The organism is Aeromonas jandaei, from assembly GCF_037890695.1.
In the GTDB taxonomy this organism is placed as follows: Bacteria; Pseudomonadota; Gammaproteobacteria; order Enterobacterales; family Aeromonadaceae; genus Aeromonas; species Aeromonas jandaei.
Genome location: NZ_CP149571.1, coordinates 569,129 through 595,000 on the forward strand (window position 1 = coordinate 569,129; position 25,872 = coordinate 595,000).

Annotated in this window: 15 protein-coding genes and 2 rRNA genes (1 of these 17 running past the window's edge); 5 read left to right on the top strand and 12 right to left on the bottom strand. The window is 58.9% G+C overall.

The window, feature by feature from the left end; translation table 11 throughout:
- Positions 1-331 precede the first annotated feature (331 nt).
- The 7 genes from WE862_RS02860 to WE862_RS02890 all read right to left on the bottom strand — a co-directional run bounded on the left by WE862_RS02860 (position 332) and on the right by WE862_RS02890 (position 12,641).
- Positions 332-991, bottom strand: coding sequence for a pentapeptide repeat-containing protein (locus WE862_RS02860; protein ID WP_339058697.1), 660 nt, complete (start codon positions 989-991; stop codon positions 332-334).
- 889 nt (positions 992-1,880) lie between these two features.
- The gene (recD, locus tag WE862_RS02865) at positions 1,881-3,944 is read right to left on the bottom strand and encodes an exodeoxyribonuclease V subunit alpha (RefSeq protein WP_042030194.1); all 2,064 of its coding nucleotides are present in this window, start codon (positions 3,942-3,944) and stop codon (positions 1,881-1,883) included.
- A complete protein-coding gene (gene recB / locus WE862_RS02870) occupies positions 3,941-7,549 on the bottom strand; it encodes an exodeoxyribonuclease V subunit beta (RefSeq protein ID WP_042030195.1) in 3,609 nt (1,202 codons plus the stop codon). Before recB ends, recD begins: the two co-directional genes overlap by 4 nt.
- The gene (recC, locus tag WE862_RS02875; protein WP_042030197.1) at positions 7,549-10,902 is read right to left on the bottom strand and encodes an exodeoxyribonuclease V subunit gamma; all 3,354 of its coding nucleotides are present in this window, start codon (positions 10,900-10,902) and stop codon (positions 7,549-7,551) included. Before recC ends, recB begins: the two co-directional genes overlap by 1 nt.
- A 257-nt stretch (positions 10,903-11,159) precedes the next feature.
- Positions 11,160-11,552, bottom strand: coding sequence for a DoxX family protein (locus WE862_RS02880; RefSeq protein ID WP_041210053.1), 393 nt, complete (start codon positions 11,550-11,552; stop codon positions 11,160-11,162).
- Between the two features lie 39 nt (positions 11,553-11,591).
- The gene (locus WE862_RS02885; RefSeq protein WP_041210052.1) at positions 11,592-12,278 is read right to left on the bottom strand and encodes a pirin family protein; all 687 of its coding nucleotides are present in this window, start codon (positions 12,276-12,278) and stop codon (positions 11,592-11,594) included.
- A 30-nt stretch (positions 12,279-12,308) separates the two neighbouring features.
- Positions 12,309-12,641, bottom strand: coding sequence for a hypothetical protein (locus WE862_RS02890; RefSeq protein ID WP_339058698.1), 333 nt, complete (start codon positions 12,639-12,641; stop codon positions 12,309-12,311).
- A 258-nt stretch (positions 12,642-12,899) separates the two neighbouring features.
- Between WE862_RS02890 and WE862_RS02895 the strand changes: the two genes are divergently transcribed.
- Together WE862_RS02895 and WE862_RS02900 are read left to right on the top strand one after the other, a co-directional pair.
- Complete coding sequence (locus tag WE862_RS02895; protein WP_042030198.1) at positions 12,900-13,814, top strand: LysR family transcriptional regulator; 915 nt, start codon at positions 12,900-12,902, stop codon at positions 13,812-13,814.
- 99 nt (positions 13,815-13,913) lie between these two features.
- Positions 13,914-14,333 (top strand): hypothetical protein, encoded by a 420-nt coding sequence (locus tag WE862_RS02900; protein ID WP_042030200.1) that lies wholly within the window; start codon positions 13,914-13,916, stop codon positions 14,331-14,333.
- A 94-nt stretch (positions 14,334-14,427) separates the two neighbouring features.
- Here the strand turns inward: WE862_RS02900 and WE862_RS02905 are convergent, their stop codons facing one another.
- Positions 14,428-16,422, bottom strand: coding sequence for a methyl-accepting chemotaxis protein (locus WE862_RS02905; protein WP_042030202.1), 1,995 nt, complete (start codon positions 16,420-16,422; stop codon positions 14,428-14,430).
- A gap of 205 nt (positions 16,423-16,627) precedes the next feature.
- The gene (locus WE862_RS02910; protein WP_042030204.1) at positions 16,628-16,975 is read right to left on the bottom strand and encodes a hypothetical protein; all 348 of its coding nucleotides are present in this window, start codon (positions 16,973-16,975) and stop codon (positions 16,628-16,630) included.
- Between the two features lie 198 nt (positions 16,976-17,173).
- On the opposite strand from WE862_RS02910, the gene WE862_RS02915 reads away from it, so the two are divergent.
- From WE862_RS02915 to WE862_RS02925, 3 genes are all read left to right on the top strand, one after another.
- Positions 17,174-17,896 (top strand): response regulator, encoded by a 723-nt coding sequence (locus WE862_RS02915; RefSeq protein ID WP_041210048.1) that lies wholly within the window; start codon positions 17,174-17,176, stop codon positions 17,894-17,896.
- A gap of 33 nt (positions 17,897-17,929) precedes the next feature.
- Positions 17,930-19,291 carry an ATP-binding protein gene (locus WE862_RS02920; RefSeq protein ID WP_042030205.1) on the top strand — a complete coding sequence of 454 codons (1,362 nt, stop codon included), beginning with the start codon at positions 17,930-17,932 and terminating at the stop codon, positions 19,289-19,291.
- 139 nt (positions 19,292-19,430) lie between these two features.
- Complete coding sequence (locus WE862_RS02925; RefSeq protein WP_042030207.1) at positions 19,431-20,843, top strand: transporter substrate-binding domain-containing diguanylate cyclase; 1,413 nt, start codon at positions 19,431-19,433, stop codon at positions 20,841-20,843.
- 45 nt (positions 20,844-20,888) lie between these two features.
- Here the strand turns inward: WE862_RS02925 and WE862_RS02930 are convergent, their stop codons facing one another.
- The 3 genes from WE862_RS02930 to WE862_RS02940 all read right to left on the bottom strand — a co-directional run.
- Positions 20,889-22,841 carry a ligand-gated channel protein gene (locus WE862_RS02930; RefSeq protein ID WP_042030209.1) on the bottom strand — a complete coding sequence of 651 codons (1,953 nt, stop codon included), beginning with the start codon at positions 22,839-22,841 and terminating at the stop codon, positions 20,889-20,891.
- Positions 22,842-23,217: 376 nt separating this feature from the next.
- Positions 23,218-23,332: ribosomal RNA gene (gene rrf, locus WE862_RS02935) — 5S ribosomal RNA — on the bottom strand.
- Positions 23,333-23,449: 117 nt separating this feature from the next.
- Positions 23,450-25,872, bottom strand: a 23S ribosomal RNA gene (locus tag WE862_RS02940); it runs 467 nt beyond the window's last position.

The following is a 25,872-nucleotide window of genomic DNA, read 5'->3' on the forward strand; positions in this document are numbered from 1 at the left end:
AGTCGGCGTGAAGCGCTACCTTGGCACACGGCGAAAATCCTGTCAGCCAGAATGCCACTCTCCCCCTGCTATCCGGTTATCGGCTGCTCGCTCTGCATGATAAATGGGCCGTTCAGGGCGTCAGCAAGTGTGGCTCAAGTGCAGCCCATTTGCTGACCAATACCCAGAGGCAGCCGTGATGGGGAGTAGACAGAAGGGAAATAGGCAGAGCATCTACGTAGGGTGTAATAAGCGAAGCGCATTACACCTTTTGCCAGCTCAATAGAAGCGGTGCAATTCACTTCGTTCTTTGCACCCTACCCGCTTTCAGAGAGAAGGCTTCACAATATTTTCACATAGAATTATCCATAATTTTAGATGTAAATTGACGAACGTACCCACAGCCATCCTTATTAAAATAGTCATGAATACTCTCTGCGTAGAGCTCATTCGTTAAGTTATATCCAGACAATATTGAATACAGACTAAACTTCTTTGTTATAGATAATTTATGACCTGTGCAAAAATACTTTGAAAGTTTTTCTTTTGCGGTAAGCTCATCCTTTTTGAAAACTATATCAGTGTTATCATTTGCTTCCCCAGAAGTAAAAATATATGATATTTTTTGATTGAAAACATTATTCATACTAAAACTGGAATCGAAAAGACCAATAGCATTGAAGTCATTATCATAAAGCTTTGAGCGTTCTATTTTTGAACCATAGAATTGAGAGCCAAGAAAAGTACTTCCAATTATTATACTGTTTCTAATTTGTGTATCACTAAAAATAGAACCGATTAGATGAGTATTATTAAAGATAACAGATTCAATATTGGAGTTGAAGAATGAACTACCATCCAGAACAGACATGGAAAAATTAACTCCATGCAGGTTTGTGTTGACAAAATTTGTTCCCATCAATCTTGCAAAACTAAGATTTGCACCAGATAAATCTGAATCATGAGCCCAAATTCTAGGTATAGACTGGCCCCATAAATCCAAATACTTCAAACTTCTTGACCTTAAATCCAATGAAATAGAACGTGATATATTATATACATCCTCATGATATCCAGTCATACGTGCAAAGCTATTAGCATTCTCATCAGGAGTATAAATTTTCTCTGTTCAATCTATTTTAATATGCGGGATAAACCATACTGTCCCCCCATCTTCATCATCTAACAATGCTGAATTTTGCTTTATATAAAAAATCGGAGAGAAACTTGAGCTGATGAATATTGTGTCTACACAGATATACAAATGTAATGTCATGCACACTAAAAGTAATTTATGAAAACTTTTACTATAATCATCCCTATATAAATTCAATGTAGATTTGTAATTTTTCCCACATGAATATAAACAGACAACAAATGCCATAAGCTGTAGCAAAAAATACACTTTACTTTGATAGTCTGACAGCCTAATTAATAGCAAGTAAGTTGTGAGTGGCCCACTAAAGAAAACTGAAAAAATGACAACACATCTCGATATAATAGTGTTTATGTCATTTCTCGTATTAAAAGAAAAAATAGACTTTGATGGCGAACGTGCAACTTTGCACCTCCATTCCATAAGATAATATTCTCTTGATATGTAAATTGAGATTATAGATATAACAAAAGAGCTGAATATCAAAAATCCTACAACTGACGTTTGCGCATTTATTATAGGTATATTAAAATCTTTTGAGCGCATTAATAAATGCGCATCGGAAATAGAAAATAAATTCAGTAAAATAAATACCTGCACTAAGCAATACGTTGTGAAAATTTTTACAAAATTAGCCTCATCACCTGAGGTCGCTTCTTTTGATGTATTCTTACTTCGATTCAACATGTTTATACTCTAATAGCTAAATAAAAAGCGGTAAATCCCTTTACCGCTGTCCAATAGTTCACTCCCCCAACCTCTCCGCCAATCCGGAATAACGCTCGGTCTTTTTCCGTACCGCCTGGGCCAGCAGGGCGCGATCGCCATAGAGATCGAGGCGCGCCTTGGCGCGGGTGATGCCGGTATAGACCAGCTCGCGGGTCAGCAGCGGGCTGGGGCTATCGGGCAGCACCAGCACGGTATGGGCAAACTCCGAGCCCTGAGATTTGTGGATGGTCATGGCGTAGACCGTCTCGTGGGGCGGCAGCCGACTGGGCAACAGGGCGCGCAATGTGCCGTCCGGCTGCTCAAACCATACCTTTAACCGGCCAGTTTCGTCGGGCAGGCAGAGCCCCATATCGCCGTTGTAGAGGCCGACCCCGTGATCGTTGCGTACCACCATCACCGGGCGACCGGCATACCAGTCGCCATCGCGGGCAATCAGGCCAGCCCGTGACAGGGCCAGTTCGAGCCGCTCGTTTAGCCCCAGCACCCCGAACGGGCCATCGCGCAGGGCGCAGAGGATCTGGAAGCTGTTGAATGCCTTGAACACGGCGGCGGGCGCTTCCCCCGCGCGGGCCGCCTTCAGATAGCTGCCGTAACCAGCGACCCCCTGGGCAATCAGGTCGTCGTAGGCCTCCCCCGCCCAGGGGTGCAGGCTGATATCGGCGAATCCTGCGCCCCAGACTGATTCCACCGCCGTGGCATCGCCGCTGTTGCAGGCGCGCGCCAGCTGGCCGATGCCGGAGTGCTGATCAAAGCGCCAGCTCTTGGCCAGCAAACAGAGGCTGTCGCGCACCGGCGCCCCCGCGGGCGTGCCCTGCAAACGGTAGCCGGTCTGGCGGGAGAGCCAGTCCGCCTGCGCCGGGCTGATGCCCTGTTCGATAAAGCTGCAGATATCGCCGAGCACGGCCCCCGCCTCCACCGAGGCGAGCTGATCCTTGTCGCCGAGCAAGATCAGGCGGGCGTGGCTGGGCAGCGCATCGAGCAGGCGCGCCATCATCGGCAAGTCGACCATGGAGGCCTCATCCACCACCAGCAAGTCGAGGTGCAGCGGGTTGCCCGCGTGGTGGCGGAACTGGCTGCGCCCCGGAATGACCCCGAGCAACCGGTGCAGGGTGCCCGCTTCGGTGGGGATCGCCTCCACCCACTCGGGGGGCAGATCGAGGGCCTGCAGGGCAGAGCCGATACTCTCGGTGAGGCGCGCCGCCGCCTTGCCGGTGGGGGCCACCAGCCGGATCGCCGGTGCCTTGCCTGCTTGCAGGCCGGTCTCCACCAGAATGGCGAGCAGTTTGGCCACAGTCGTGGTCTTGCCGGTGCCGGGGCCACCGGAGATCACCGCAAAGGGGCGCGCCGCCGCGGTGGCCGCAGCCAGCTTCTGGCCGTTGCAACAGAGCGCCTCGGGCACCAGCGTATCCAGCTTGCTCAGGTCGCTCGCCGCCTGCGCGCTGGCCAGCAGCCCTTCGATGGCGGGCCAATCAACTTCGTTCGGGAACACCAGATCCAGATACTTCTCGATAAAGTGGCGGGCCGAGAAATCGGGGGCGAGGCGGGCCTTGAGCAGCGCCGCGAACACCAACCCGTAGTCGCGGGCAAACAGCCGCGACAGAGCCGGTGAAATCTCCGGCCATTCGGCGCGTTCGCTCAAAGCGCGCAGATGGCGGGCCACCCCAAGTTCAAAATCGTGGTAGCGGGTGAGGTAGAGCCGCCCGTGCCACAGCCGCAGCGGCCAGCGCGGGGCGAGCCCCTCATCCTGCTCGGTTCCAACCAAGGGGCTTGCCGCAAACAGGGCGGGCCAGCGGGCAGGATCCGCCAGATCCACCAGCAGATCCCGGCTCTGCTGGGGATCCAGCCCGAACGGGCGCAGGGATCCGGCAGTCAACATTTCAAGCGGCAGGCAGACATGGCCACGCCCCAGCTCGAAGCAGGTGAGCGCCGCCCCCAGCACCAGCTCGGGGCTGCCGCCAAGGTCTGCCACCAGCCGGGCAAATTGCAGATCCAGCTGGCGGATGCGGCCAGCCAGCGCCAGTGTTTTCAACCGTTCAACCATCATTGCGCTGGCTGCGGTGCTGATCATGGTGCCGCTCATGCCTCTACCTCGTTTAATTCTGCTGATGAAACACCGCCAGAGCGATCACCATTTCTAAACAACTCATCCAACCCCAACACCAGTTCACGGCTCGGGCGGGTATGGAAAATGCCCCCCTGCGGCATGCCGCGCAGGAACAGATAGAAAACGCCGCCAAAATGCTGCTCGAAGTCGTAGCCCGGCAGGCGCAGGGTGAGCAGCCGGTGCAGCGCCAGCGAGTAGAGCTGGTATTGCAGGTCGTAACGGTGCTCGGCCATCGCCCGCTCCAGCGCCGGACGGCTGTAATCGGCGGGGCTCATGCCGAGGTGGTTCGATTTGTAGTCGAGCAGATACCAGCGCCCCTGCCACTCGAACACCAGGTCGATAAAGCCCTTGAGCATCCCCTGCACGGTGGCAAAGCTGAGCGGCTTGTTGCCCCGCGACAGCGGGTCGTGCCGTTGGCAGAGCGCGGTCAGCGCCGGTGCCGTCACCCGTCCCATGGGCAGGAAGAACTCCAGCTCCACCTGCTTGCGGTCGGGGGCCAGATCCCGCAGCCGCACCGGCTCGCCAAAACCTGTTTCCAGCGGGGTATCCAGCACCGCCTCCACCTGCTGTTGCAGCACTTGGGCCCAGCTCTCGTCGAAGCCATCCTGCGCCAACAGCGCGGCGATATGCTCTGCCAACGGCTCGCCCGCGGCGCTCTGAAAGTCGATGGTCTCGAACAGGCTGTGCAGCAGGGTGCCGGGGCGCGCCCCTTTCGGGAAGGTGAAGATGGAGGGCTGGGGCGCCTCCTCCGGTTGCTCGGAAGCCAGCGCGGCCGCCTCGGTGACGACCTCGTCATCGAAGCCGGGGTTGGCCAAGACCCCCTTGCTGTGACCGTGACCCTGCGCTGCCAGCCCGGAGTAGGAGCTGATCCACCAGTCTCGCTCAAGGGAACCTGTAAAGTGGCGCACCTGCGGCTCGCCCAACTGCTCCTCCTCTGGTGGCAGCGGGGCCGGACGGGTGAGCGAGGGCTCACCGACGGCCACTCCGGGCAGCGCCTGTGCCAGCTCGGTCAGAGCTGTCGCCAGCGTCTGCGCATCCCCCTCTTCGCCCTTTTGCAGCAGGTAGCCGATGGCGGTGTGGTGCAGGTCAGTCTTCTCCGACTTGCCCGCTCCCGCCCGCACCGGCGCCAACCCCAGCCAGGTGGCGTAGACGCCCCGGGTCAGCGCCACATAGAGCAGTCGCAGATCTTCGGCAAGGCGCTCCCTGTCCGCTTCGGCGAGCGACGAGTCGGCGCCGGTGAGATCGAGAATGGTGCGATTGCCCGCCTCGTCGGCCTCGTGATAGAGCGGGGTCTCGGCGGTTCTGTGGCTGCAGATAAAGGGCAGGAATACCAGCGGGTACTCCAGTCCCTTGGATTTGTGGATGGTGACGATCTGCACCAGCTTGCGCTCGGATTCGAGGCGCAGTACCTGCTCCGCATCTTGGCCGTTGGGGCGGCTCACCGCCTCCCCCAGCCAGCGCAGCAGGGCATATTCGCCATCCAGCTCGCTGCTCACCTGTTGCAGCAGCTCGCCAAGATGGAGGAAGTTGGTCAGCCGCCGCTCGCCATAGGGGCTCGCCAACAGCGAAGAGGCGAGATTGCGCCGGTGCAGCAGGGCCCGCAGCATGGCCAGCACGCCACGGCGGTGCCAGATCTTGCGGTACTCCATAAACTCCTGCACCGCGCTCTCCCACGCCCGCTCATCGCTGGCCAGCCCATCGAGCGCCTTGGCGTCGAGATCAAACAGCCCGGTGGCGAGCGCCGCCCGCAGGCTGCGCTCTTCGCTCGGGTTCTGGCAGGCGTGCAGAATCAGCAAAATCTCCCGCGCCTCCGTCTGCTCCAGCACGCTCTCGCGGTTCGACAGATAGACGGAGGCGATGGCGAGGCGCGCCAGCTCCTGCTGCACCAGCTTGCCCTCGGCGCCGGTGCGCACCAGCACGGCGATATCTCCGGCCTTCACCGCCTGATCACCTATCTTTGCCTTGCCCTCGCGGGCCAGCGTCAGCAGGCGGTGGATCTCGGCGGCGGTGGCGCGGGCCATCTTGCTCTGGTAATCCCCCCGGTTGAAGGTGGGCTGGCCGGTCAGCTGCCAGCACTGGAGCACGGGCGCGGTGGTGCCATCGAGCAGCAGCGCCTTGCTCTTGCCCTGCGCCTCCACCGGCAGGAAGGGGATATCCGCCTCGTAGATAAAAGGATCTTTCGCCCGCTCGAACAGGCCGTTGACCGCCCCCACCAGCGCACTGCTGGAGCGCCAGTTGCGCCCGAGGGTGTAGTGGGCGCTCACATTTCGCCGCGCCTGAATGTAGGTAAAGATGTCGGCGCCGCGAAAGCCGTAGATGGCCTGCTTGGGGTCACCGATCATCAATAGCGCCGTGTCGGTGTGACCGCCGTAAAGGCGATGGAAGATGCGGTACTGCTGGGGGTCGGTATCCTGAAATTCGTCGATCATCGCCACCCGATAGGTGGCGCGAATGCGCTCGCACAGCCGCTCGCCAAGGTTTGAGCCAAGCGCCCCATCGAGGTCTTTGAGCAGGTCATCGAACGAGAGCTGATGAGCCTGCCGCTTGCTCGCCTGCATCCGGCTGCGCACTACTTTGGCGGCCCGTTGCAGGATAAGGTCCCGAATACCGGGACGGCTCGCCAGCAGTTCATCGATCTGGCTGAACAGCGGCAGGGTCGGCACCACGCCCCCCTTCTTGAGGTTCTCCTCCAGCACCGTCTGGCCGAAGCGCTCCAGCTCCTTGGGAATGGCGTAGCCACTGCCTTCGTCCTGTGCCCAGTCAGCTATCTTGGCAAGCCAGCCTTCGTAGTTCTTGCCGGTGTAGCGGCTGATCTGGCCGTCGGTCTGGCGGCGGATCTCGTCCGTCTGCGCCAGCCATTCGCTCTTCACCGCCGCGATGCGACTCATGGCCGCCTGATGGCGGGCGGCGAGGGTCTCGTCCCCCAGCGCGGGGTGGATCTCCAGCTCGCTGTTGTCGAGCCAGCTGCCCATCTCCCGCAGCAGGGCGGCGGGGCTCGGCCAGAGCGCGCGCACCGCGCTGGCGAGGGCTTTATCCACCGGATAGAACTCGGATCGCCAGTAGTCGCTCACCGCCTGCAGCCGAAGCTGGCTGTCGTCGGTAAGAAATTCGGTTTCAAAGAGTGCGCCCGACTCGAAGGCGTTCTGCTTGAGCATCCGCTGGCAGAAGCCGTGGATGGTAAAGACCGCTGCCTCGTCCATCTGGCGCTCGGCGGCCAGCAGGCGGCGGGCAGCCAGCTCGTGATCCACCACCTCTGCCAGCAATTGGGCCAGCAGGGCATCATTGCTATGGCCGCGCATAAAGGCGAGCCGCGCCTCGTGGATGCGACCGCGGATCCGCCCGCGCAGCTCGGCGGTGGCCGCTTCGGTAAAGGTCACCACCAGAATTTCGGTCACCGAGAGCGGCCGTTCATGGGCGCTCGGCTGACCCACATCGGCGCCCTCTTCGATGAGCGGGCCATGGCCCAGCAGCAGGCGCAGGTAGAGACCAGCGATGGTGTAGGTCTTGCCGGTACCGGCGGAGGCTTCGATCAGTCGTTCACCATGGAGGGGAAAACGCAATGTATTGAGCGGGTTAGCCATTATTTCAGCTCCTCCAGGGTCTTGAGCAGCGGGGTCAGGTGTTCGCGGGCCAGCGCCTGCAACTGACCAAGCACCTCGTCATCGAGTTCGGGGAAGCAGCGGGCAACGTAAGGATCTTGCCCCTCCCCATTGATCATCCAGCCGCCGTTGAAACGGGTGAGAGCCGCCTTGTCGGCCGCCTCCGGCTTGTCGGGATCCTTCTCGATCGCCTTGAGCCAATCCCATGCGGTGTTGGGGAAGAAGGGCAGCGGCCGCTTCATCCCCTGCGCCCAGCACGCCACCAGCGCCGCCAGCTTGGGCCGCGCCTCGTCGGCCGACAGCGCAGGCAGGCGCAGACTCTGCTTGGCATCGAACAGCAGAGTGTCGCCGGGGGCGCCGCTCAATGAGAGGCAGAGGTGCTGGATCCAGCCCAGCAGCAGATCCTTGCCGTTGAAGCTGCCGGGTTTGACCACCAGCAAACGCCCCTTCTGGGTGTCGATCCACCCTTGCAGCTGGCCCTGAGTGAGGGAGATATCGATCTCCACCGCCTGCTTTTCTGACTCATTGGCAACAACCCATGGCCGCAGCCGATCCGCCAGCTTGCCCATCTCGGCATCCAGATCGTCCAGCAGCAGGCTGCCGAACCACCCTTGCGGCAGCAGGCCGGTGAGCTGCAACCGCTCGCGACGCTCGGTACTTTCACCTTCCGCCAGATGGGCATCAAGCAGCAGATCTTTCAGCTGATAATGTTGCAGGCCATCCAGCTCGAACGGCTCGCTGTCCTCGATGTTGGCCTCGTTCAGTTCAAACCACACCTTGAGGCGGCGGTTGAGGAAATATTTGGTGGGCTGGCGATAGAAGCGCAGCAGCTCCGCCAGCTCCAGCCCCTGCTCCTTGCCCCATTCGGGGGGCAAAGGCAGCTCGCCGCTCTGGAAGTTGGCCGCGCCGCGCACCGGATTGAGGGCGGGCAGCCAGTCGGCGGCATAGGTAAAGAGGCGCGAACCCGCCTCCGGGTAGAAGTAGTTGCGGCTGTAGGGGGTGAGCGGATGCGCCACCATCAGGTGGTTGAGCAGCCGCTTGCCGGAGGTTTCGTCATCGAGATCCTCATCCCCCGCCAGCACAAAACCCTGCCGCACATAGTCGATCAGCTCCGCCAGCAGCACCGACGGCACCTTGTCGCTGTTGTCCTGCGCGCTGAAGCCCTGATAGCTGATATAGAGCCCCTGCTGGGCGCTGAGCAGCGCCTCGAGGAAGAGGTAGCGGTCATCATCGCGACGGGAGCGATCCCCACGCCGGCCCGCCACCGCCATCAGGTCGAACCCCATGGGGGCCAGAGTGCGCGGGTAGACGCCGTCGTTCATGCCGAGCAGGCAGACCTGCTTGAAGGGGATGGAGCGCATCGGCATCAGGGTGCAGAAGTTGACCTGACCGGCGAGGAATCGCTGGCTGGAGCGGGACTCCCCCAGCACGCTGCCGAGGTAATCCTGCAACAGATCGGCGGTGATGGGCTGCTCGAAGCGGGCCTCGCCAAGCCGGGTCTGCCACTCGGCCAGCTGGCTGCGAATGAGCTGGAGCTGACGCTCTTCATCCTCGTCGGCCAGATAGAAGCGCTCCAGCAGCGCCAGCAGGCAGGCGTTCCACTCGGCTAGCGGCTGGGCCTGTTGCAGGCGGGGTAGGAATTCTGCCAGCGAATCGACAAACCAGGCGAGCTTGCCGAGTGCCAGCCCCTGCTGACCCTCGATATCGGCATAGGGCAGAATGCCCGCCACCGGCTCGCCATCCCCCATGGCGAACCCGAGTAGCATGCGGCGCAGGCCGAACAGCCAGCTGTTACCGGACATGGGCGGCAGATCGAAACGGACAGGGTAGCTGTCGTCCAGCCCCCAGCGGATACCGGTCTCCTGCACCCAGACCCGCAGCTGGTTGAACTCGTCGTCATCCAGCTCGAAACGGCGCAGCACGGCGGGCACCTCGAGAATGGCGAGCAGCTCCCCTGCCCCGAAACGGGCGTTGGGCAGTCGGAGCAGGGCGAGGAAGCTTTGCAGCAGCGGGCTCTCCTGACTCGCAGCCCGATCCGAGACCGCAAACGGGATCTGGCCGCGCGCGCCAAACACCGCCTGAATGTAGGGGCCGTAGCTGTTCACATCCGGCATCATCACCACCACATCTTTCGGGGTGAGGGTCGGATCCTGCTCGAACAGCGCCAGCAGCCGATCGTGCAGCACCTCGAGTTCGCGCATCGGGCCGTGGCAGGCGTGGATCTGCAAGGATCCATCCGCCGGATCGATGGGGCTCTTGTGGTGGCTGCTGTCGAGATCGAACTGACCGGCGCCTCGCTCGGCCAGCTCCAGCACATCCTTTTGGATGGCATGCAGCAGCTTGATATTGCCCTTGCCATCCACCTCGTCGATATCGACGAAGGCCTCGATTTGCGGCACCTCCAGCTCCATCAGCTGATGCAGGTAGTCGCGCCCCAGCTTGCCCATGGAGGCGAGCAGCGGGTTGGCGGGGCCCTGCAATGTCTCGATATCGGTGCCGGGTTTGAGCTTGTTTTCGAGGCGCGCCAGGGTCTTGCGATCCAGCAGATCCCCCCAGTAGTAGCGGCAGGGGTTGGTGACGAACAGGTGCACCTCCACCTCCGGTCGGCTGCCGAGGGCCAGCAGCGCCTCCACATAGCGCGGCGGCAACGCCGAGATGCCAAATACGAATACCCGCTGCGGCAGCTTGCCCGGCAGATCGGCGGTACGCTCCAGCTCGTGGATAAACTCCTCGTAGAGGTTGGCGCGGTGGTAGCCGCTCGGAGAGAGCGCCAGCGTGCGGGCCACCAGCTCGCGCCACAGCTCGGGCTGCCAATCCTGACCGCTCACCCCGGCCAGCTCCTGACTCAATCCTTCCCCCTCTTCCCAGCGGGCGATCCAGTCCGGCCGATAGACCAGATACTGGTCAAAGAGATCCGCCACCTTCTGGCAGAGCTGCCACAGCCGCACCTGCTCGGGATCCCTGGCGGGATCCTCGTCCTCTCCACCGCCCAGATAGGCGGCGAGCGGGGCAAAGGCGGAGCGATCCAGCAAGGCAGGCAGAATGGTCATCAGCTGCCAGCTCATGGAGCCCTTGTTGTAGGGGCTCTGGCGCGGCACATCTGCCAGCACCCGGGTGAACATCTCCCAGATAAAGCTGGCGGGCAGCGGAAAGTCGATATTGGCGGCGATACCGAACGCTTTGGCCAGCTCCAGCTTGAGCCACTGGGCCATGCCCGGGCTCTGCACCAGGATCTGCTCCCGATCGAAGGGGTGAGAGAGAGGGGCCTGCCGGATGCGGCTCACCAGCAGCTCTTTGAGCAGATCCAGCTGATTGGAGTGGTAGAGGGTAAACATGAGCAATTCCCGCCTGTGGATGAGAGGGGGCGAGGGAAAAGGCGAGCCATTTCCGTCACTTCACAAGAGAGGGAATTGTCGGGGATCGGGGGATAAGATGCAAAAGGCACTTGTGGCCAGCAGGCGGGCAAACCGCCGAACCATGAGGGGGGCCGCAGATTTGTGCAGCTGCCTTACCGACCCGGAAAACGCAGACAGAAAAAAGCCGGTGCAGGGCACCGGCCAAAAGGCATTGGAAAACTCAAACTGACTGGCTGTTACCAGTTTTTGCCAAGACGGGCATCCACACTGAAAGCCCCTGCTCCGGCTGCCGCCAGCGCCAGGAAACCACCGGCGACGGAGACGTTCTTCATAAACATCAGCATCTGCATCTGTTCGGCAGGCTGATAGTGGAAAATAAAGGCGGCCATCAGGGTGAAACCGGCCATCAGCACCGACAGGCTGCGGGTAAAGAGACCCAGCATGATGGCGAGGCCACCACCCAGCTCAAGCAGGATCACCAACGGCAGGATAAAACCCGGCACCCCCATCGCTTCCATATAGCCCTGGGTGCCGGCGTAACCACCGATCTTGCCCCAGCCCGCAATCACGAACATCAGCGCCAGCAGTACACGACCCGCCAGCAGCGCTACATCTTTCATCTTGTCCATTTCATCTTCCTCGTTTGTGTCACATCACCGCTGACTGCTTCAGGGTAGGTCAAATAACAGGGCTTGGGTGGCACTGGTCGCAACCAGCTCCCACCGGTATTCATCACGACTGAGCACCCCGTCGCCGGGTCGGGCAGCCAGACCGTTGGCGGTCAGCTCCCCTGAAATCATCTGCAGGTAACCATGTCGGCCAGCCAGTGCCCAGTCGAGCGTTTCGCCCGGGGCCAGCTCCAGCCGCCATACGCGGGCCTGCTGGCGGATCACGAAGGATCCCGCCTCGCCATCCGGTGACGCCACCAGCGTCATACCCGGTCTGGACTCAATTTTCTTCTGCTGATATCCGGGTGGCGTGCCGACTTCATTCGGCTCGATCCAGATCTGCAACAGGGAGAGGGGTTCCGTCTGCGAGGGGTTGTACTCGCTGTGACGGATCCCGCTGCCTGCGCTCATCAGCTGGAAATCCCCTGCCGGGATCTGCTCGACATGGCCGAGGCTGTCCTTGTGCTCTATGGTGCCTTGCAGCACGCAAGTGAGGATCTCCATATTGGCGTGAGGATGGGTGGCGAATCCGCCACCCGGCGCAACCAGATCCTGATTGATCACCCGCAGCACCGAGTGTCCCATCCACTCCGGGTCGTAGTAGTGACCGAAGGAGAAGCTGTGGCGTGCGTCCAGCCAGCCGAAGTTGGCCTTGCCTCGCGCCTCTGCGGCTCTCAATTTCATCATGGTGTGCTCCTCATCTATCCGGGGTTCGGTTTAGCGATCTTTACCACCGCCGAGACCGAACGGAATGCGATACTCGCTACTCTCGCCAGCCAGGCTGACAGTCAGGTTGCCCTGGGTACGACCCGGGATCTTCACCTGCTGGGTACCCATCAGGTTGGCGTGAGCCGATGCCAGCAGATCGCCAGACTCGTCGCGCACTTCCAGCATAGGGTTGGCTTTGCCATCCAGCGCTGCGGTGGAGTGCCACTTCACAAACAGCACACCCGGGGTGGCGTTGAAGTCAGCCGGTACGGCGGCGTGGGCGAAACCTGTGGTCATCAGGCCTGCAACGGCCAGCATCTTGATTACGTTTTTCATGTTCATTCACTCTCTTGTTTTATATGTCATTGCCAAGGCCAGCTCGGCCAGAATCAATGCATCCATGCAAGAGGTCATTCAAATAGTGTGTTGTTCTTTCACCGACATCAGACATGCCGATTTGGCCTGTCACAGTGCGAAACTTCCCGCATATTTGGCCGCCAGACGTTCCTGCCTAAGCGATGATTGAATATTAAAGGTGCTTGGCTTAACTTGTTAGCGAGATAATCTGGCGAACATATTCAAAAAAATTGAAGGTGAAAGATGGCCAAGGAGTCGAACAAGGAACGCGCACTCACCCTGGAGGCAATCCGGGTGCTGGATGCCATCGACCGCCGTGGCAGCTTCGCGGCGGCGGCCGACGAGCTGGGCAAGGTACCTTCGGCATTGAGCTACACGGTGCAAAAGCTGGAAGATGAACTGGATGCCATGCTGTTCGACCGCAGTGGCCACCGCACCAAGTTCACCCCGGCGGGGCGCATGCTGCTGGAGCGCGGGCGGGTGCTGCTGGAGGCAGCCGAGCATCTGGTAGGCGAGACCCGGGCGCTGGCCCGCGGCTGGGAAACCGACATCACCATCGCCGTCGATGCGCTGGTGCCCTTGCAGGCGCTCTACCCGCTGGTAGATCGGCTGGCCGAGCAGACCGATACCCGGCTCAGACTGCGCGCCGAAGTGCTGGCGGGCAGCTGGGAGTGTCTGGAGGATGGCCGCGCCGACCTGCTCATCTCCTCCCTCAACCCGGATATCGTGATGACCGGCATCAAGCATCAGGTACTGAAAGAGGAGGTGATGCTCTACGTCGCCCACCCCGACCACCCTCTCCATCAGGAGCCGGAGCCCCTCGCCGACGAGACCCTGCGCCGCTATCGCGCCATCGCCGTCGCCGATACCGCCCTGCGCAAGCCGGTGCTCACCTACCGCCTGCTCGACAAGCAGCCACGCCTCACCGTCAGCACCATGGCGGAAAAGCGCGATGCCCTGCTGGCCGGGCTAGGCATCGGCACCATGCCGCAGAGCTGGATTGAGGAGGACATCAGGGCCGGTCGGCTCAAGGTGATCAGCCCCGAGTACCGCCATCAGCTGCAGGTGGTGCTGGCCTGGCGCCGCGATACCATGGGCAAGGCCAAGAGCTGGCTGGTGCGGGAGATACCAAAACTGTTTGCAGCTGGTGAGAAATGAGAGCCAGTTAACAGAAATGTCAATTTGATGCCTCACTTGACACCCAATATCTTTGCTGATTTCATAGCCGCCTTATTGATCCCATGGAAGCTGTAGAAAATGAAAAAGACTTTGCTGGTAGCACTCACCACCCTGCCCCTGTTTGCCAATGCTGGCCTGATGGACTCGCTGACCGACAGCGTCACCAGCAGCGTAAAAGATGCGGCCAATACCGCCGTATCCGGTGCCGTGGACAACGCATCCAGCGGAGCCATCAAGAAGGCACTGGATATCAAGGAAGACGGTGCCAACAAACAAGTGGTCAAAGAGAAACTGGGCGCTCCGGCCTCTACTAAGACCGAAGCCGGTCTGGAAGTGTGGACCTATGACCTGGAAGCCCTGAAAAAGGCCTCTCCCATGCTGGCAGAGACCACCAAGACCCTGCTGAAAGATACCGACGCCGCCAAGAAGAACGTTGTTATCAAGTTCGAAGGCGAAACCGTCAAGAAAGTAGACCTGACTGATAAGGCTCAGGGCTAAATTCGCTCGTCCGGTGGACAAGGACGACACGCCCGCACCGGCGCAGATAGCAAGAGGGGGAGCATCAGGCTCCCCCTCTTTCATTATCGGTTTGTTACACCTTGAAGCGACGCACCAGCGCCACCAGCTGGCGATTGGATTCCAGCAGAGTGGCCGAACTCTGTTCGGTATTCTGCCCGTTATCCACCAGCAGATTGACCATGTCGCGGATGGTGACCATGTTGCGGTTAATCTCTTCGGTCACCCGGCTCTGCTCCTCTGCCGCAGTCGCGATCTGGGTACCCAGATCGTTGATCTGCACCACGGCATCAGCCATCTTGTCGAGCCCGCCTGTCACTTGTTCGGTATTTTCGGTCGCCGCCTGACAGCTCTGCTTGGTATGCTCCATGGCCACCACAGCCTCGGCTACCCCCTGAGTCAACCGGGAGAGCATGCTCCCCACCTCGGCAGTGCTGTTCTGGGTTCTCGCCGCCAACGCTCGCACTTCATCGGCAACCACGGCAAAACCACGCCCCTGCTCACCAGCTCGTGCCGCCTCGATGGCCGCATTGAGTGCCAACAGGTTGGTCTGGGCAGCAATATCACCGATCACACTGAGTACGCTGCTGATCTGGCGGGCATCTTCCTGCATCCCCAATACCTTGGTTGCGGCAAGATCCACTTCATCGATCAGGGCAGCCACACTGGCAGAGGCCTGACCCACCACCTTGCGGGACTGAATCGCCTGACCATTGGCCGACTCGGTAAAGCTGGCTGAATCGCTCGCATGGTGCGCCACACTGTCGGCAGTGGAACTGAGTTCGGTCAGAGCGGTGACCACCTGATCGGTCTCGGCGGCATGCTCACCGAGAATGCGTCTGGCCTGGCCCGTCTGTTGGTCAAGCTGCGCCAATTCACGGGTAATCAACTCGGTGGTTTCGGCCACCTGCAACATCATCTGTTGCAGATAGGCGATAAAGCGGTTCACCGATTGGGCGATATGGTCCAACTCATCGCGCCCCTTGACCCGGATCCGTGCTGTCAGATCCGCATCACCAGCTGAGAGCGCATCGATGTTCTGCTTGAGGGTGTCGAGTCGACTGCCCAGCTGTTTGATAGCCATCAACATCAGCGCAAACAACAGCACCACCAGCGGTAGCTGAATCGCTGCCAGCGTCTTGAGCACCTCCTGACTGTCGTGAGTCAGGGTGCTGGTGGGCAATGCCGCCGCCAATAGCCAAGGGGTTCCTTCGATGGGTTGCATCAGCAATGTCTGCTCTTCACCCAGATCCTGAAAGGTAGTTCGCTGCAACGCGGTGCCATTACCCGACCCAAGCAGGCTGGCGATGGCGCTGGCAAAGGGATAGTCCCCGTGAGATGAGAGGTTGCCCAGCACCACATCCCCGGCCAAGCGGCCATTCTTGCTGAGGATCTTGCCGTCGGCCTCGACGATCATCACCTGACCACCGATCTCCTGCTCTTTCTTGGCAACCAGATCATTGAAGAAACCTAACGTCACGTCGATGGTGGAAACCCCGTAGAGGGAACCGTCACGATAGATCCCCATGGCACAGTTGGTTCGCGGCTGTTGGCTGGCCCCATCCTTGTAAGCCGCCGCCCAGACACACATGCCTTTCGCCGCCTGCTGTCCGGCGCGGTGCCAGGGTTGCTCGAAATAGTTGGGTGCCTCGGCCGAGTTCCAGTAGGTATTGGGGATCAGCTTGTTGGCACCATCCCGATGAAAGAAGGAACTGAATTTGATACGACCGGCCTCCCGCTGCTCAGGCATCGGCCAGATACCGCCACCAAACACCATGGCATTGCCATATTGATCGATCAGAGCAGGCAGAACGGTATCGATCTGCTCGCTCGGCAGCTGGGCGACCAGCTGGGTGATACTGCGTGACTGGCTCTGCACCCCATTGAGCTGATCGCGAATGTCGGTTGCAATCTCGCTGACCCGCAGCACCAGATTCTGCTCACCCGCCCGCTGCAGCTCGGGCTTGACCCATAACTGGATGCCGATAACGGTCAGCACACAGACCGCTACCATGAATCCCAGAAAAACGGCGGTATATCGCCCCTTGATTGTCCCCAGATCCCAACCCATACCCTCTCCTGTTTACGGCCACTGCTCGGTGCAGCTTGTTATATGAGCGGGCATTATCTTGCAATTCGCTCACGGCGCGTTTGCCACCGCTCACATAAGCGACAACCTGATAAGGATTCGAGCGAAAATGGATCGATATGATCACAAAAAGGGTGGCCTCGGCCACCCTTTGGTTTGTCACTGTAGTGTGAAACTGCAGGAGCAGTTACTGGTTCGCTTCGGCAAACTTCTTCATCACCTCGGCGTGTTTGGTCATGCCGTCGGCACGCTCGTTGAGGTTCTTGATGAACTCCGCTTTTTTGGCCGGATCCTCAATGCGATCATAGCGTTGCTTCAGGTTGGCTTCGATCTGTTCCGGCGTCATGTTCTTCATGCGCGCCATCTTGTCGTGACGGCCACCGTGGTGTTTGCCGCCCATCATGCCGCCATCCATCGGGCAATCCACCATGGCACCGGGCTCGGGAGCCGGGGCTGCCTGAGTGGCTGCATAGGCGCCCAGCGGCAGGCCAAGGATCAGGGTGGCGGTCATCAGAGTTTTGGTCAGCTTTTTCATGGTCTATCTCCTGTCGGATGATTCGGGTTCGGCTCTCTCGCCTTGCCCTCAAGTAAACACCCGACCGGTGTCTGAACTTTGCCAGCATCGCCCTTTTTTGTAGCAGAGTGTGGCATCAGGCGGATCTGGCACACTTTGACACAAACCGCGCAGCGTATTTTCGTATACTCGTGCCAACGCCAAGCAGGGGAGGTATTCATGAATCAGGGCAGCACCCACATTCTGGTGGTCGACGACCACAGCGAGATCCGCGATCTCTTGAAGCGCTTTCTGGAACAGCACGGCCTGCGGGTCAGCTGCGCCAGGGATGGCAAGGAGATGAAACGGCTGCTGGAGGAGCGGGAGTTCGATCTGCTGGTACTGGATCTGATGATGCCGGGCGAGGATGGCCTGACTCTCTGCCGCGAACTACGTGCCAAATCGAGCCTGCCCATCATCATGCTCACCGCCATGGGGGAAGAGACCGACCGCATCATAGGGCTGGAGATGGGAGCCGATGACTATCTGGCCAAACCCTTCAACCCGCGCGAATTGTTGGCGCGGATCAAGGCGGTGATGCGCCGCACCCAGGCGGATAACCAACCCGCCGCCGAGACCCTGACCCGGGATCTGCGCTTCGATCGCTGGCTGCTCGATATCAACCGCCGCGAGCTGGTCGATGAGGATGGGGTGGGCCTGAGCCTCTCCACCGCCGAGTTCGATCTGCTCAAGGTATTTCTCGAACGCCCGCAGCGGGTGCTGAGCCGGGATCAACTGCTGGATCTGGCCCGTGGTCGCGAGGCTGTCGCCTTCGATCGCGCCATCGACACCCTGGTGAGCCGGCTGCGCCGCAAGCTGGAGCGGGATCCCAAGAATCCGGAGCTGATCAAGACCATCTGGGGTGGCGGTTATATGTTCTCGGCTGATGTGACGCAGGTATAAGCGGTGAATGCACTGAAACGGCTATGGGCTCGCATGTGGCCCAAGGGGCTGACCGGCCAGATCATTCTGGTGGCGCTGGCGGGCTTGATCCTGATCCAGCTGCTCAGCATCCAGATCTACCGCTCGGATCGGGAGGAGGCTCTCGGCTTCGTCAATAGCCGCAACGCGATGCAGCGGATCATCTCGGTGGTGCGGCTGCTCTCCCTCTCTCCCCCCTCGCTCTACGACGAGATCCTCAAGGCGAGCCGCAGCGAAACCCTGCTGCTGCGAATTGAAGACGAGCCGATGCAACCCGACAACCGCAGCCCCCGCTTCGAGCAGCTGGTGCGCTCGCGCCTTGGCTATCCCCCCGCGCTCACTATCGAGATCAGCGCCGAGCTGAAAGAGGATGCCCAGCGCAGCAAGGCGTGGGAGCACCACGCCCGCATGATGCGGGATCGCAAGGGGCCGCCGCCACCGCGGGACATGCGGCTCTACGGCTCCATCGAACTGCCACAGGGTGGCTGGCTGCAGTTCAGCTCGCTGGTCGACAAGGAGGCCGGCAGCTGGTCATGGCAAACCACCTTCAACCTGATGCTGGTCGCCAGTCTGGTGATCGGGCTGATGGTGCTGCTGTTTCGTCGCGCCACCCGCCCCCTCAAGCAACTGGCAGGCAACGCCGAACGATTGGGACGCGGGGAGGATATCGAGCCCCTGAAAGAGGAGGGGCCGACCGAGATCCGCGAATCAATCCAGGCCTTCAACCGGATGCACACCCGGCTCGACCGCTTCGTGCAGGACAGAACCCGGATGCTGGCCGCCATCTCCCACGATCTGCGCACCCCCATCACCAGCCTGCGCCTGCGCAGCGAGTTTCTGGCCGATGGCGAGGACAAGGATCGCATCCAGCAGACCCTGCAACAGATGGAGCAGATGCTGGCCGCCACCCTCAGCTTTGCCCGCGAAGAGGGGCAACAGGAGGCAACGCGGGAACTGGATCTGGTCAGCCTGTTGGTCAGTCTTTGCGATGACTATGCCGATACCGGCCAGCCGGTTACCTGTCTGGCGGAAGGGAAAGAGGTCTACGCCTGCCGCGCCAACACCCTGCGCCGGGTACTGCAGAACCTGATCGGCAATGCCATCAAATACGCCGGTAGCGCCGAGGTCTCGCTGGAGCGAACTCGCAGCGAGCTGTTGATCCGGGTCTGCGACCGCGGCCCGGGGATCGATCCGGCGCGACTGGAGGATGTCTTCAAGCCGTTCGTGCGGCTCGACGAGGCGCGCAATACCGAGTCCGGCAGCGTGGGGCTGGGCCTCTCCATCGCCCGCACCCTGGTACATCAACACGGCGGCGAGCTGACCCTGCTCAACCGGCCTGAGGGCGGACTGGAGGCAAAAATCAGCCTGCCGCTGTAAGCCGTCACGGTATGAGTCCTGCTCGTTACCGCAATGCTGCCATCATGTAAACTTCATCGCCAGATCGCTTGTTCTTCCTCGTTGAAGGCAGTAATAATCGGCGTCTACAGACAGTGGCTGGCAATGGATTGGAGCAGGGATGGCTTCTTCTCGGATTGGACAAGCGTTCAGGGCAGGGTGCGGTTTTCTGCTGCTCATTATTGCCCTGTACGCCTCGGGAAAAGAGCCTGAACAGCCCCTCGTCATCACCAACTCCAAGGCGTGGCAGCCCTTCTCCTATATCAATGAGTCGGGCCAACCCGATGGCCTGCTGATCGACCTCTGGCGCGAATATGCTCGCGTCACCGGCCAGAAGATCGAGTTCCGGCTGGTCGATTGGCAACACTCTCTCGACCTGCTGCACGAAGGGAAGGCCGATGTACATGCCGGGCTGCTCTGGTCACCGGAGCGCGACAAGCTGTTCGACTATGGCCTCCCCCTCGCCCAGCTCGACTCCCAGCTCTTCTTTTCCAACGAGCTACGCGGCACTGATGTCCACTACTACCTGCTCCATGAGACCGTCGGCGTTGTCGCTGGCGGTTATGAAGAGTACTACGCCAGGCGCTACTTCCCGGGCACCAAACTGCAGACCTTCGATGACAACGACACCCTGCTGGCAGCGGCCTTTCGGGGCGATATAAAGGCCTTTATCGCCGATCTGCAGGTCGCCAACTTCTATATCTATACCTCGGCAGATCCGACCCGCTTTATTCCGGTGCGCCACCTCTATACCGACCAGATCCGCTTTGCCGTCAAGAAAGGGGATCTCGCCCTGCTGGCCAAGCTCGAAGAGGGATTCGCCAAGATAAAGGAGAGTGACCGGGAGCGGATCATCCGCAAATGGATGCATGTCGAGACCGTCTACCCCATCCATCTCGGCCCCTGGCTACTGCTGGCGGCGGGCCTCATCATGGTGGCTTATATCGTGCAGCTGCGCCGGGCTGTCGCCAATCGCACGGCTGAGCTGAGCCGCGCCAATGCCCGCCTCGAAAAGCTGGCCAGCACTGATCCGCTGACGGGCCTCCTCAACCGGCGCGCCTTTATCCCGTCACTGGAGCAGCAGCTGACCAGCGGCACACCCTGCGCTCTGCTGCTGTTCGACGTGGATCATTTCAAGGAGACCAACGATAAATTCGGCCACAACGTGGGCGACAAACTGCTGGAAAAACTGGCCGAATGCATAGCCATCATCTTGCCGGAGCAGAGTCTGTTTGCACGCATTGGTGGTGAGGAGTTTTGCGTCCTGCTGCCGAGCGATAACCTGCAGGCGACCGGATTGTGGGCGGCATGCCTCTGTCAGGAAGCCAATAAAGAGCGGCTGGAGACCACACTGGGTGAGGTCACCCTCTCCATCAGCACAGGAGCAGTCTGGATTTCAGCCGGGGAGAGTATCGACACCGATCAGCTGCTGCGACAGGCAGACCAGCTGATGTATCAAGCCAAAGCCAATGGTCGCAACACCTGGCAGGCAGCACCATATCAGGCAACGGCCAACCCGATGGATGCCCAATAAAAACGGCCGCCATCGGATGATGGCGGCCGTGAGGCATTATGTCTGTCAGAAGTTGTAGGTGACACCCAGATTGTAGCGGCGGCCATCCAGCACTGTGCCATAGCTGCTGTAATCCACCGTCTTGTCGAACAGGTTGTAGACCCCGGCGGTCAGCTCGAGATGCTTGTTGGCCTTGTAGACCAGCCCCATGTCAAAGAAGGTGTAGGAAGGAGTCCCCTCCGCCATCTTGACCCGGCTCAGGTACTCGGAAGTCTCGCCACGGAAGTTGACCCGCGACCAGAGGTTGAGCTCCTCGGTGGTCTGCCAGTCTACGCTGCCGTTGACCATGTGGCGTGGCATCTGGTTGAGGGCATTCCCCGCCAGCGGGCCACTCTTCTGCTCGGACTGGGTAAAGGTATAGCTGCCGCTGACCGACCACTTGTCGTTGATCACCCAATCCATCATGCTCTCTACGCCACGCATGTTCGCCTTGTCGACGTTGACCCGATCACTGATGAAGTCATAGCTGTGGCCATTGAGAGTACAGACCGGATCGCTCTTGCTGGTGCAGCGACGAACTTCGGAGATCTTGTTCTTGAAGTCGGTGTTGAACAGGGTCACCCCGGCATTGAAGCCCTGATGGCCATTCCAGAGCAGGCCAATCTCTTCACTCACGCTGGTCTCGGGTTTGAGCTCCGGGTTGCCGACCAGCATCCCATCAAGACTGCCACCACCGGTAACCTGACCCCAGTTGGCCGCAGACATCCGCAAGTCCGGCGAGCGATAACCGGTCGATACACCCCCTTTCAGGGTCCAGCTATCATCCAGATGCCAGACACCGTAGAGGCGCGGGCTCCAGTGAGAGCCGTAGTTCTGATCCCGATCCATGCGGGCGCCCCCTGTCAGGGCAAAGCTGTCAGTGAGTGACCACTCATCCTCGACAAACATCGCCCAGCTCCAGCGGGTAAGCTGTGTGGCCGGATTGGCCACTTTCAGGTTATTACCCTGATCATGCAGATCCTCATAGCGATACTGACCACCGACGCTCAGGTAGTGATCCCCCAGAATGAACTGGGTGTGGGTATCGGCGATGGTGTTGGTGAGCTCCATCTTGCGGCCGGGGTTGGTGTTGGTCTCCTGCTGCAGATAGCTGCTGGAAGAGCCGAAATCATACTGGCCATCATGGGTCAGCGCATAGTTGGTGCGCTCATAGCGGTTAAGGCTATCCTTCGCCTTGGCATCCAGCGAGTTGCCTGCCGTGCGATCCCGATCCTGCAAGCTGCGGCTGGCTTCCAGATCGAAGCGGTTGTGCTCGTCAGGCTTGAAGCTGAGCACGGCAGTACCGCTGCGGGTCTCCTGCTCGGCAAAGCCCTGGGTAAACTTATCCTCGCCACGATGGGCCAGCTGACCATTGAAGCGCAGCCCCAACACGCCATCGATCAGTGAACCTGCGGTATAGGCATCGGTCTGGAAGCTGTTGCCGGCATCTTTGTTCTCCTGAAAGGTCGAATCAGCGTGAACCGAGCCCTGCCAAGCCAGAGCGGTAGTCTTGCGGGTAATCACGTTAATCACGCCACCCATGGCATCTGAACCATAACGGGATGACATAGGGCCACGCACGACCTCAATCCGCTCGATTGCCTGTAGCGGCGGTAACCAGCCCTGCTCGATACCGGGTCCATCGCTATTGGGGCGGGTACCACGGCTATCCACCTTTTTGCCATCAACCAGCATCAGGGTGTATTTCGAGCCCATACCGCGAATGCTGATATCACTGCTGCTGCCACCACCGGTCACTACCACACCGGGGACATCCTTCAGGGCGTCAGTCACATCGCGATAGGCGCGCTTCTCCAGCTGTTCGCGAGTAATGACGGAGATAGAGGCTGCGGAATCCTCGATTTTTTGCTGAAAACCCGAGGCGGTGACAACCATCACTTCCTGTTCGGAAGCTACGGCGTGAATAGAGAGAAGAGAACCGATCAGCAAGGCAAGCTTGCTTGGTTGTATTGTTGTCATGATTTGGCCTGAACGTTTCAAGTAGGAAAGTGGCGTATTCCCTTACTTCACTCGTTACAAGACCCGGCCTCCTGCCGGGGACGGTGATTAATAAATGCTTATTTGAAACGCAACTTATTAATCGGTCTGGATTGTAACGACCAGGACACGTTCAATCAAACAATAATCATTATCATTTGAGTTATAGTAGTTAAACCTGCTCAGACGCGAAGCATAAGGCGAGATGGTTTATAACATCATGATTTGTAATGATAAGTTTACTTATAGGAGAGATTGGCAGGAGCAGGTTGCAAACCTGTGCTGATAACGACAGCCAGATGCCTGGATTTCAGGCAATAAAAAACCCCGCTCGATGAGCGGGGTTCTTAAATTGGGAGCCTGGCAGTGTCCTACTCTCGCATGGCGAATGCCACACTACCATCGGCGCTACCGCGTTTCACTTCTGAGTTCGGCATGGGATCAGGTGGTTCCACGGCGCTATTGCCGCCAGGCAAATTCTTAATCTAGAAAGCTGACGTGAATAACGAAATGCCTGTTGGCTTCGCTATCACTGAATTTGAGTAGTTCGTTCATTCGCTACAAGGCCCAGAACACTTCTTGGGTGTTGTATGGTTAAGCCTCACGGGTAATTAGTACGGGTTAGCTCAATGCATCGCTGCACTTACACACCCCGCCTATCAACGTTGTGGTCTCCAACGGCCCTTTAGGACCCTCAAGGGGTCAGGGATGACTCATCTCAGGGCTCGCTTCCCGCTTAGATGCTTTCAGCGGTTATCGATTCCGAACTTAGCTACCGGGCAGTGCCACTGGCGTGACAACCCGAACACCAGAGGTTCGTTCACTCCGGTCCTCTCGTACTAGGAGCAACTCCCTTCAATCATCCAACGCCCACGGCAGATAGGGACCGAACTGTCTCACGACGTTCTGAACCCAGCTCGCGTACCACTTTAAATGGCGAACAGCCATACCCTTGGGACCGACTTCAGCCCCAGGATGTGATGAGCCGACATCGAGGTGCCAAACACCGCCGTCGATATGAACTCTTGGGCGGTATCAGCCTGTTATCCCCGGAGTACCTTTTATCCGTTGAGCGATGGCCCTTCCATTCAGAACCACCGGATCACTATGACCTACTTTCGTACCTGCTCGACCTGTCCGTCTCGCAGTTAAGCTGGCTTATGCCATTGCACTAACCTCCTGATGTCCGACCAGGATTAGCCAACCTTCGTGCTCCTCCGTTACTCTTTGGGAGGAGACCGCCCCAGTCAAACTACCCACCAGGCACTGTCCGCGAGCCCGATTCAGGGCCCTGCGTTAGAACATCAAACATACAAGGGTGGTATTTCAAGGACGGCTCCAGCGCAACTGGCGTCACGCCTTCAAAGCCTCCCACCTATCCTACACATGTAGGTTCAATGTTCAGTGCCAAGCTGTAGTAAAGGTTCACGGGGTCTTTCCGTCTAGCCGCGGGTACACCGCATCTTCACGGCGAATTCGATTTCACTGAGTCTCGGGTGGAGACAGCATGGCCATGGTTACACCATTCGTGCAGGTCGGAACTTACCCGACAAGGAATTTCGCTACCTTAGGACCGTTATAGTTACGGCCGCCGTTTACCGGGGCTTCGATCAAGAGCTTCGCTTGCGCTAACCCCATCAATTAACCTTCCGGCACCGGGCAGGTGTCACACCCTATACGTCCACTTTCGTGTTTGCAGAGTGCTGTGTTTTTGATAAACAGTCCCAGCCATCTGGTCACTGCGACTCCCGTCAGCTCCATCCGCAAGGGACTTCACCAACAAGAGCGTACCTTCTCCCGAAGTTACGGTACTATTTTGCCTAGTTCCTTCACCCGAGTTCTCTCAAGCGCCTTGGTATTCTCTACCCGACCACCTGTGTCGGTTTGGGGTACGATGACTTGTAATCTGAAGCTTAGAGGCTTTTCCTGGAAGCAGGGCATCAATGGCTTCCACACCGTAGTGTGTTCGTCTCGTGTCTCAGCGTTGCACCTCCGGATTTACCTAAAGGTACCGCCTACGCACTTTCACCAGGACAACCGTCGCCTGGCCCACCTAGCCTTCTCCGTCCCCCCATCGCAATTACAAGTCGTGCAGGAATATTAACCTGCTTCCCATCGATTACGCCTTTCGGCCTCACCTTAGGGGTCGACTCACCCTGCCCCGATTAACGTTGGACAGGAACCCTTGGTCTTCCGGCGAGGAGGCTTTTCACCCCCTTTATCGTTACTTACGTCAGCATTCGCACTTCTGATATCTCCAGCATACCTCTCGATACACCTTCGCAGACTTACAGAACGCTCCCCTACCACTTGCACTAAGTGCAAATCCGCGGCTTCGGTGCCTGGTTTGAGCCCCGTTACATCTTCCGCGCAGGCCGACTCGACTAGTGAGCTATTACGCTTTCTTTAAATGATGGCTGCTTCTAAGCCAACATCCTAGCTGTCTGAGCCTTCCCACATCGTTTCCCACTTAACCAGAACTTTGGGACCTTAGCCGGCGGTCTGGGTTGTTTCCCTCTTCACGACGGACGTTAGCACCCGCCGTGTGTCTCCCGGATAGTACTTACTGGTATTCGGAGTTTGCATGGGGTTGGTAAGTCGGGATGACCCCCTAGCCCAAACAGTGCTCTACCCCCAGTAGTATTCGTCCGAGGCGCTACCTAAATAGCTTTCGGGGAGAACCAGCTATCTCCGAGTTTGATTGGCCTTTCACCCCCAGCCACAGGTCATCCCCTAACTTTGCAACGTTAGTGGGTTCGGTCCTCCAGTTGATGTTACTCAACCTTCAACCTGCCCATGGCTAGATCACCCGGTTTCGGGTCTACACCTTGCAACTAGACGCCCAGTTAAGACTCGGTTTCCCTACGGCTCCCCTATACGGTTAACCTCGCTACAAAATGTAAGTCGCTGACCCATTATACAAAAGGTACGCAGTCACCCCGAAGGGCTCCCACTGCTTGTACGTACACGGTTTCAGGTTCTATTTCACTCCCCTCACAGGGGTTCTTTTCGC

Bases quoted from the DNA above. Each gene is read 5' to 3' on its own strand.
- WE862_RS02930 (WP_042030209.1), bottom strand. From the start codon at position 22,841: ATGACAACAATACAACCAAGCAAGCTTGCCTTGCTGATCGGTTCTCTT.
- WE862_RS02925 (WP_042030207.1), top strand. From the start codon at position 19,431: ATGGCTTCTTCTCGGATTGGACAAGCGTTCAGGGCAGGGTGCGGTTTT.
- WE862_RS02895 (WP_042030198.1), top strand. From the start codon at position 12,900: ATGGCCAAGGAGTCGAACAAGGAACGCGCACTCACCCTGGAGGCAATC.
- WE862_RS02920 (WP_042030205.1), top strand. From the start codon at position 17,930: ATGTGGCCCAAGGGGCTGACCGGCCAGATCATTCTGGTGGCGCTGGCG.
- WE862_RS02910 (WP_042030204.1), bottom strand. From the start codon at position 16,975: ATGAAAAAGCTGACCAAAACTCTGATGACCGCCACCCTGATCCTTGGC.
- WE862_RS02900 (WP_042030200.1), top strand. From the start codon at position 13,914: ATGAAAAAGACTTTGCTGGTAGCACTCACCACCCTGCCCCTGTTTGCC.
- WE862_RS02880 (WP_041210053.1), bottom strand. From the start codon at position 11,552: ATGGACAAGATGAAAGATGTAGCGCTGCTGGCGGGTCGTGTACTGCTG.
- recC (WP_042030197.1), bottom strand. From the start codon at position 10,902: ATGTTTACCCTCTACCACTCCAATCAGCTGGATCTGCTCAAAGAGCTG.
- WE862_RS02890 (WP_339058698.1), bottom strand. From the start codon at position 12,641: ATGAACATGAAAAACGTAATCAAGATGCTGGCCGTTGCAGGCCTGATG.
- WE862_RS02905 (WP_042030202.1), bottom strand. From the start codon at position 16,422: ATGGGTTGGGATCTGGGGACAATCAAGGGGCGATATACCGCCGTTTTT.
- WE862_RS02885 (WP_041210052.1), bottom strand. From the start codon at position 12,278: ATGATGAAATTGAGAGCCGCAGAGGCGCGAGGCAAGGCCAACTTCGGC.
- recD (WP_042030194.1), bottom strand. From the start codon at position 3,944: ATGAGCGGCACCATGATCAGCACCGCAGCCAGCGCAATGATGGTTGAA.
- WE862_RS02915 (WP_041210048.1), top strand. From the start codon at position 17,174: ATGAATCAGGGCAGCACCCACATTCTGGTGGTCGACGACCACAGCGAG.
- recB (WP_042030195.1), bottom strand. From the start codon at position 7,549: ATGGCTAACCCGCTCAATACATTGCGTTTTCCCCTCCATGGTGAACGA.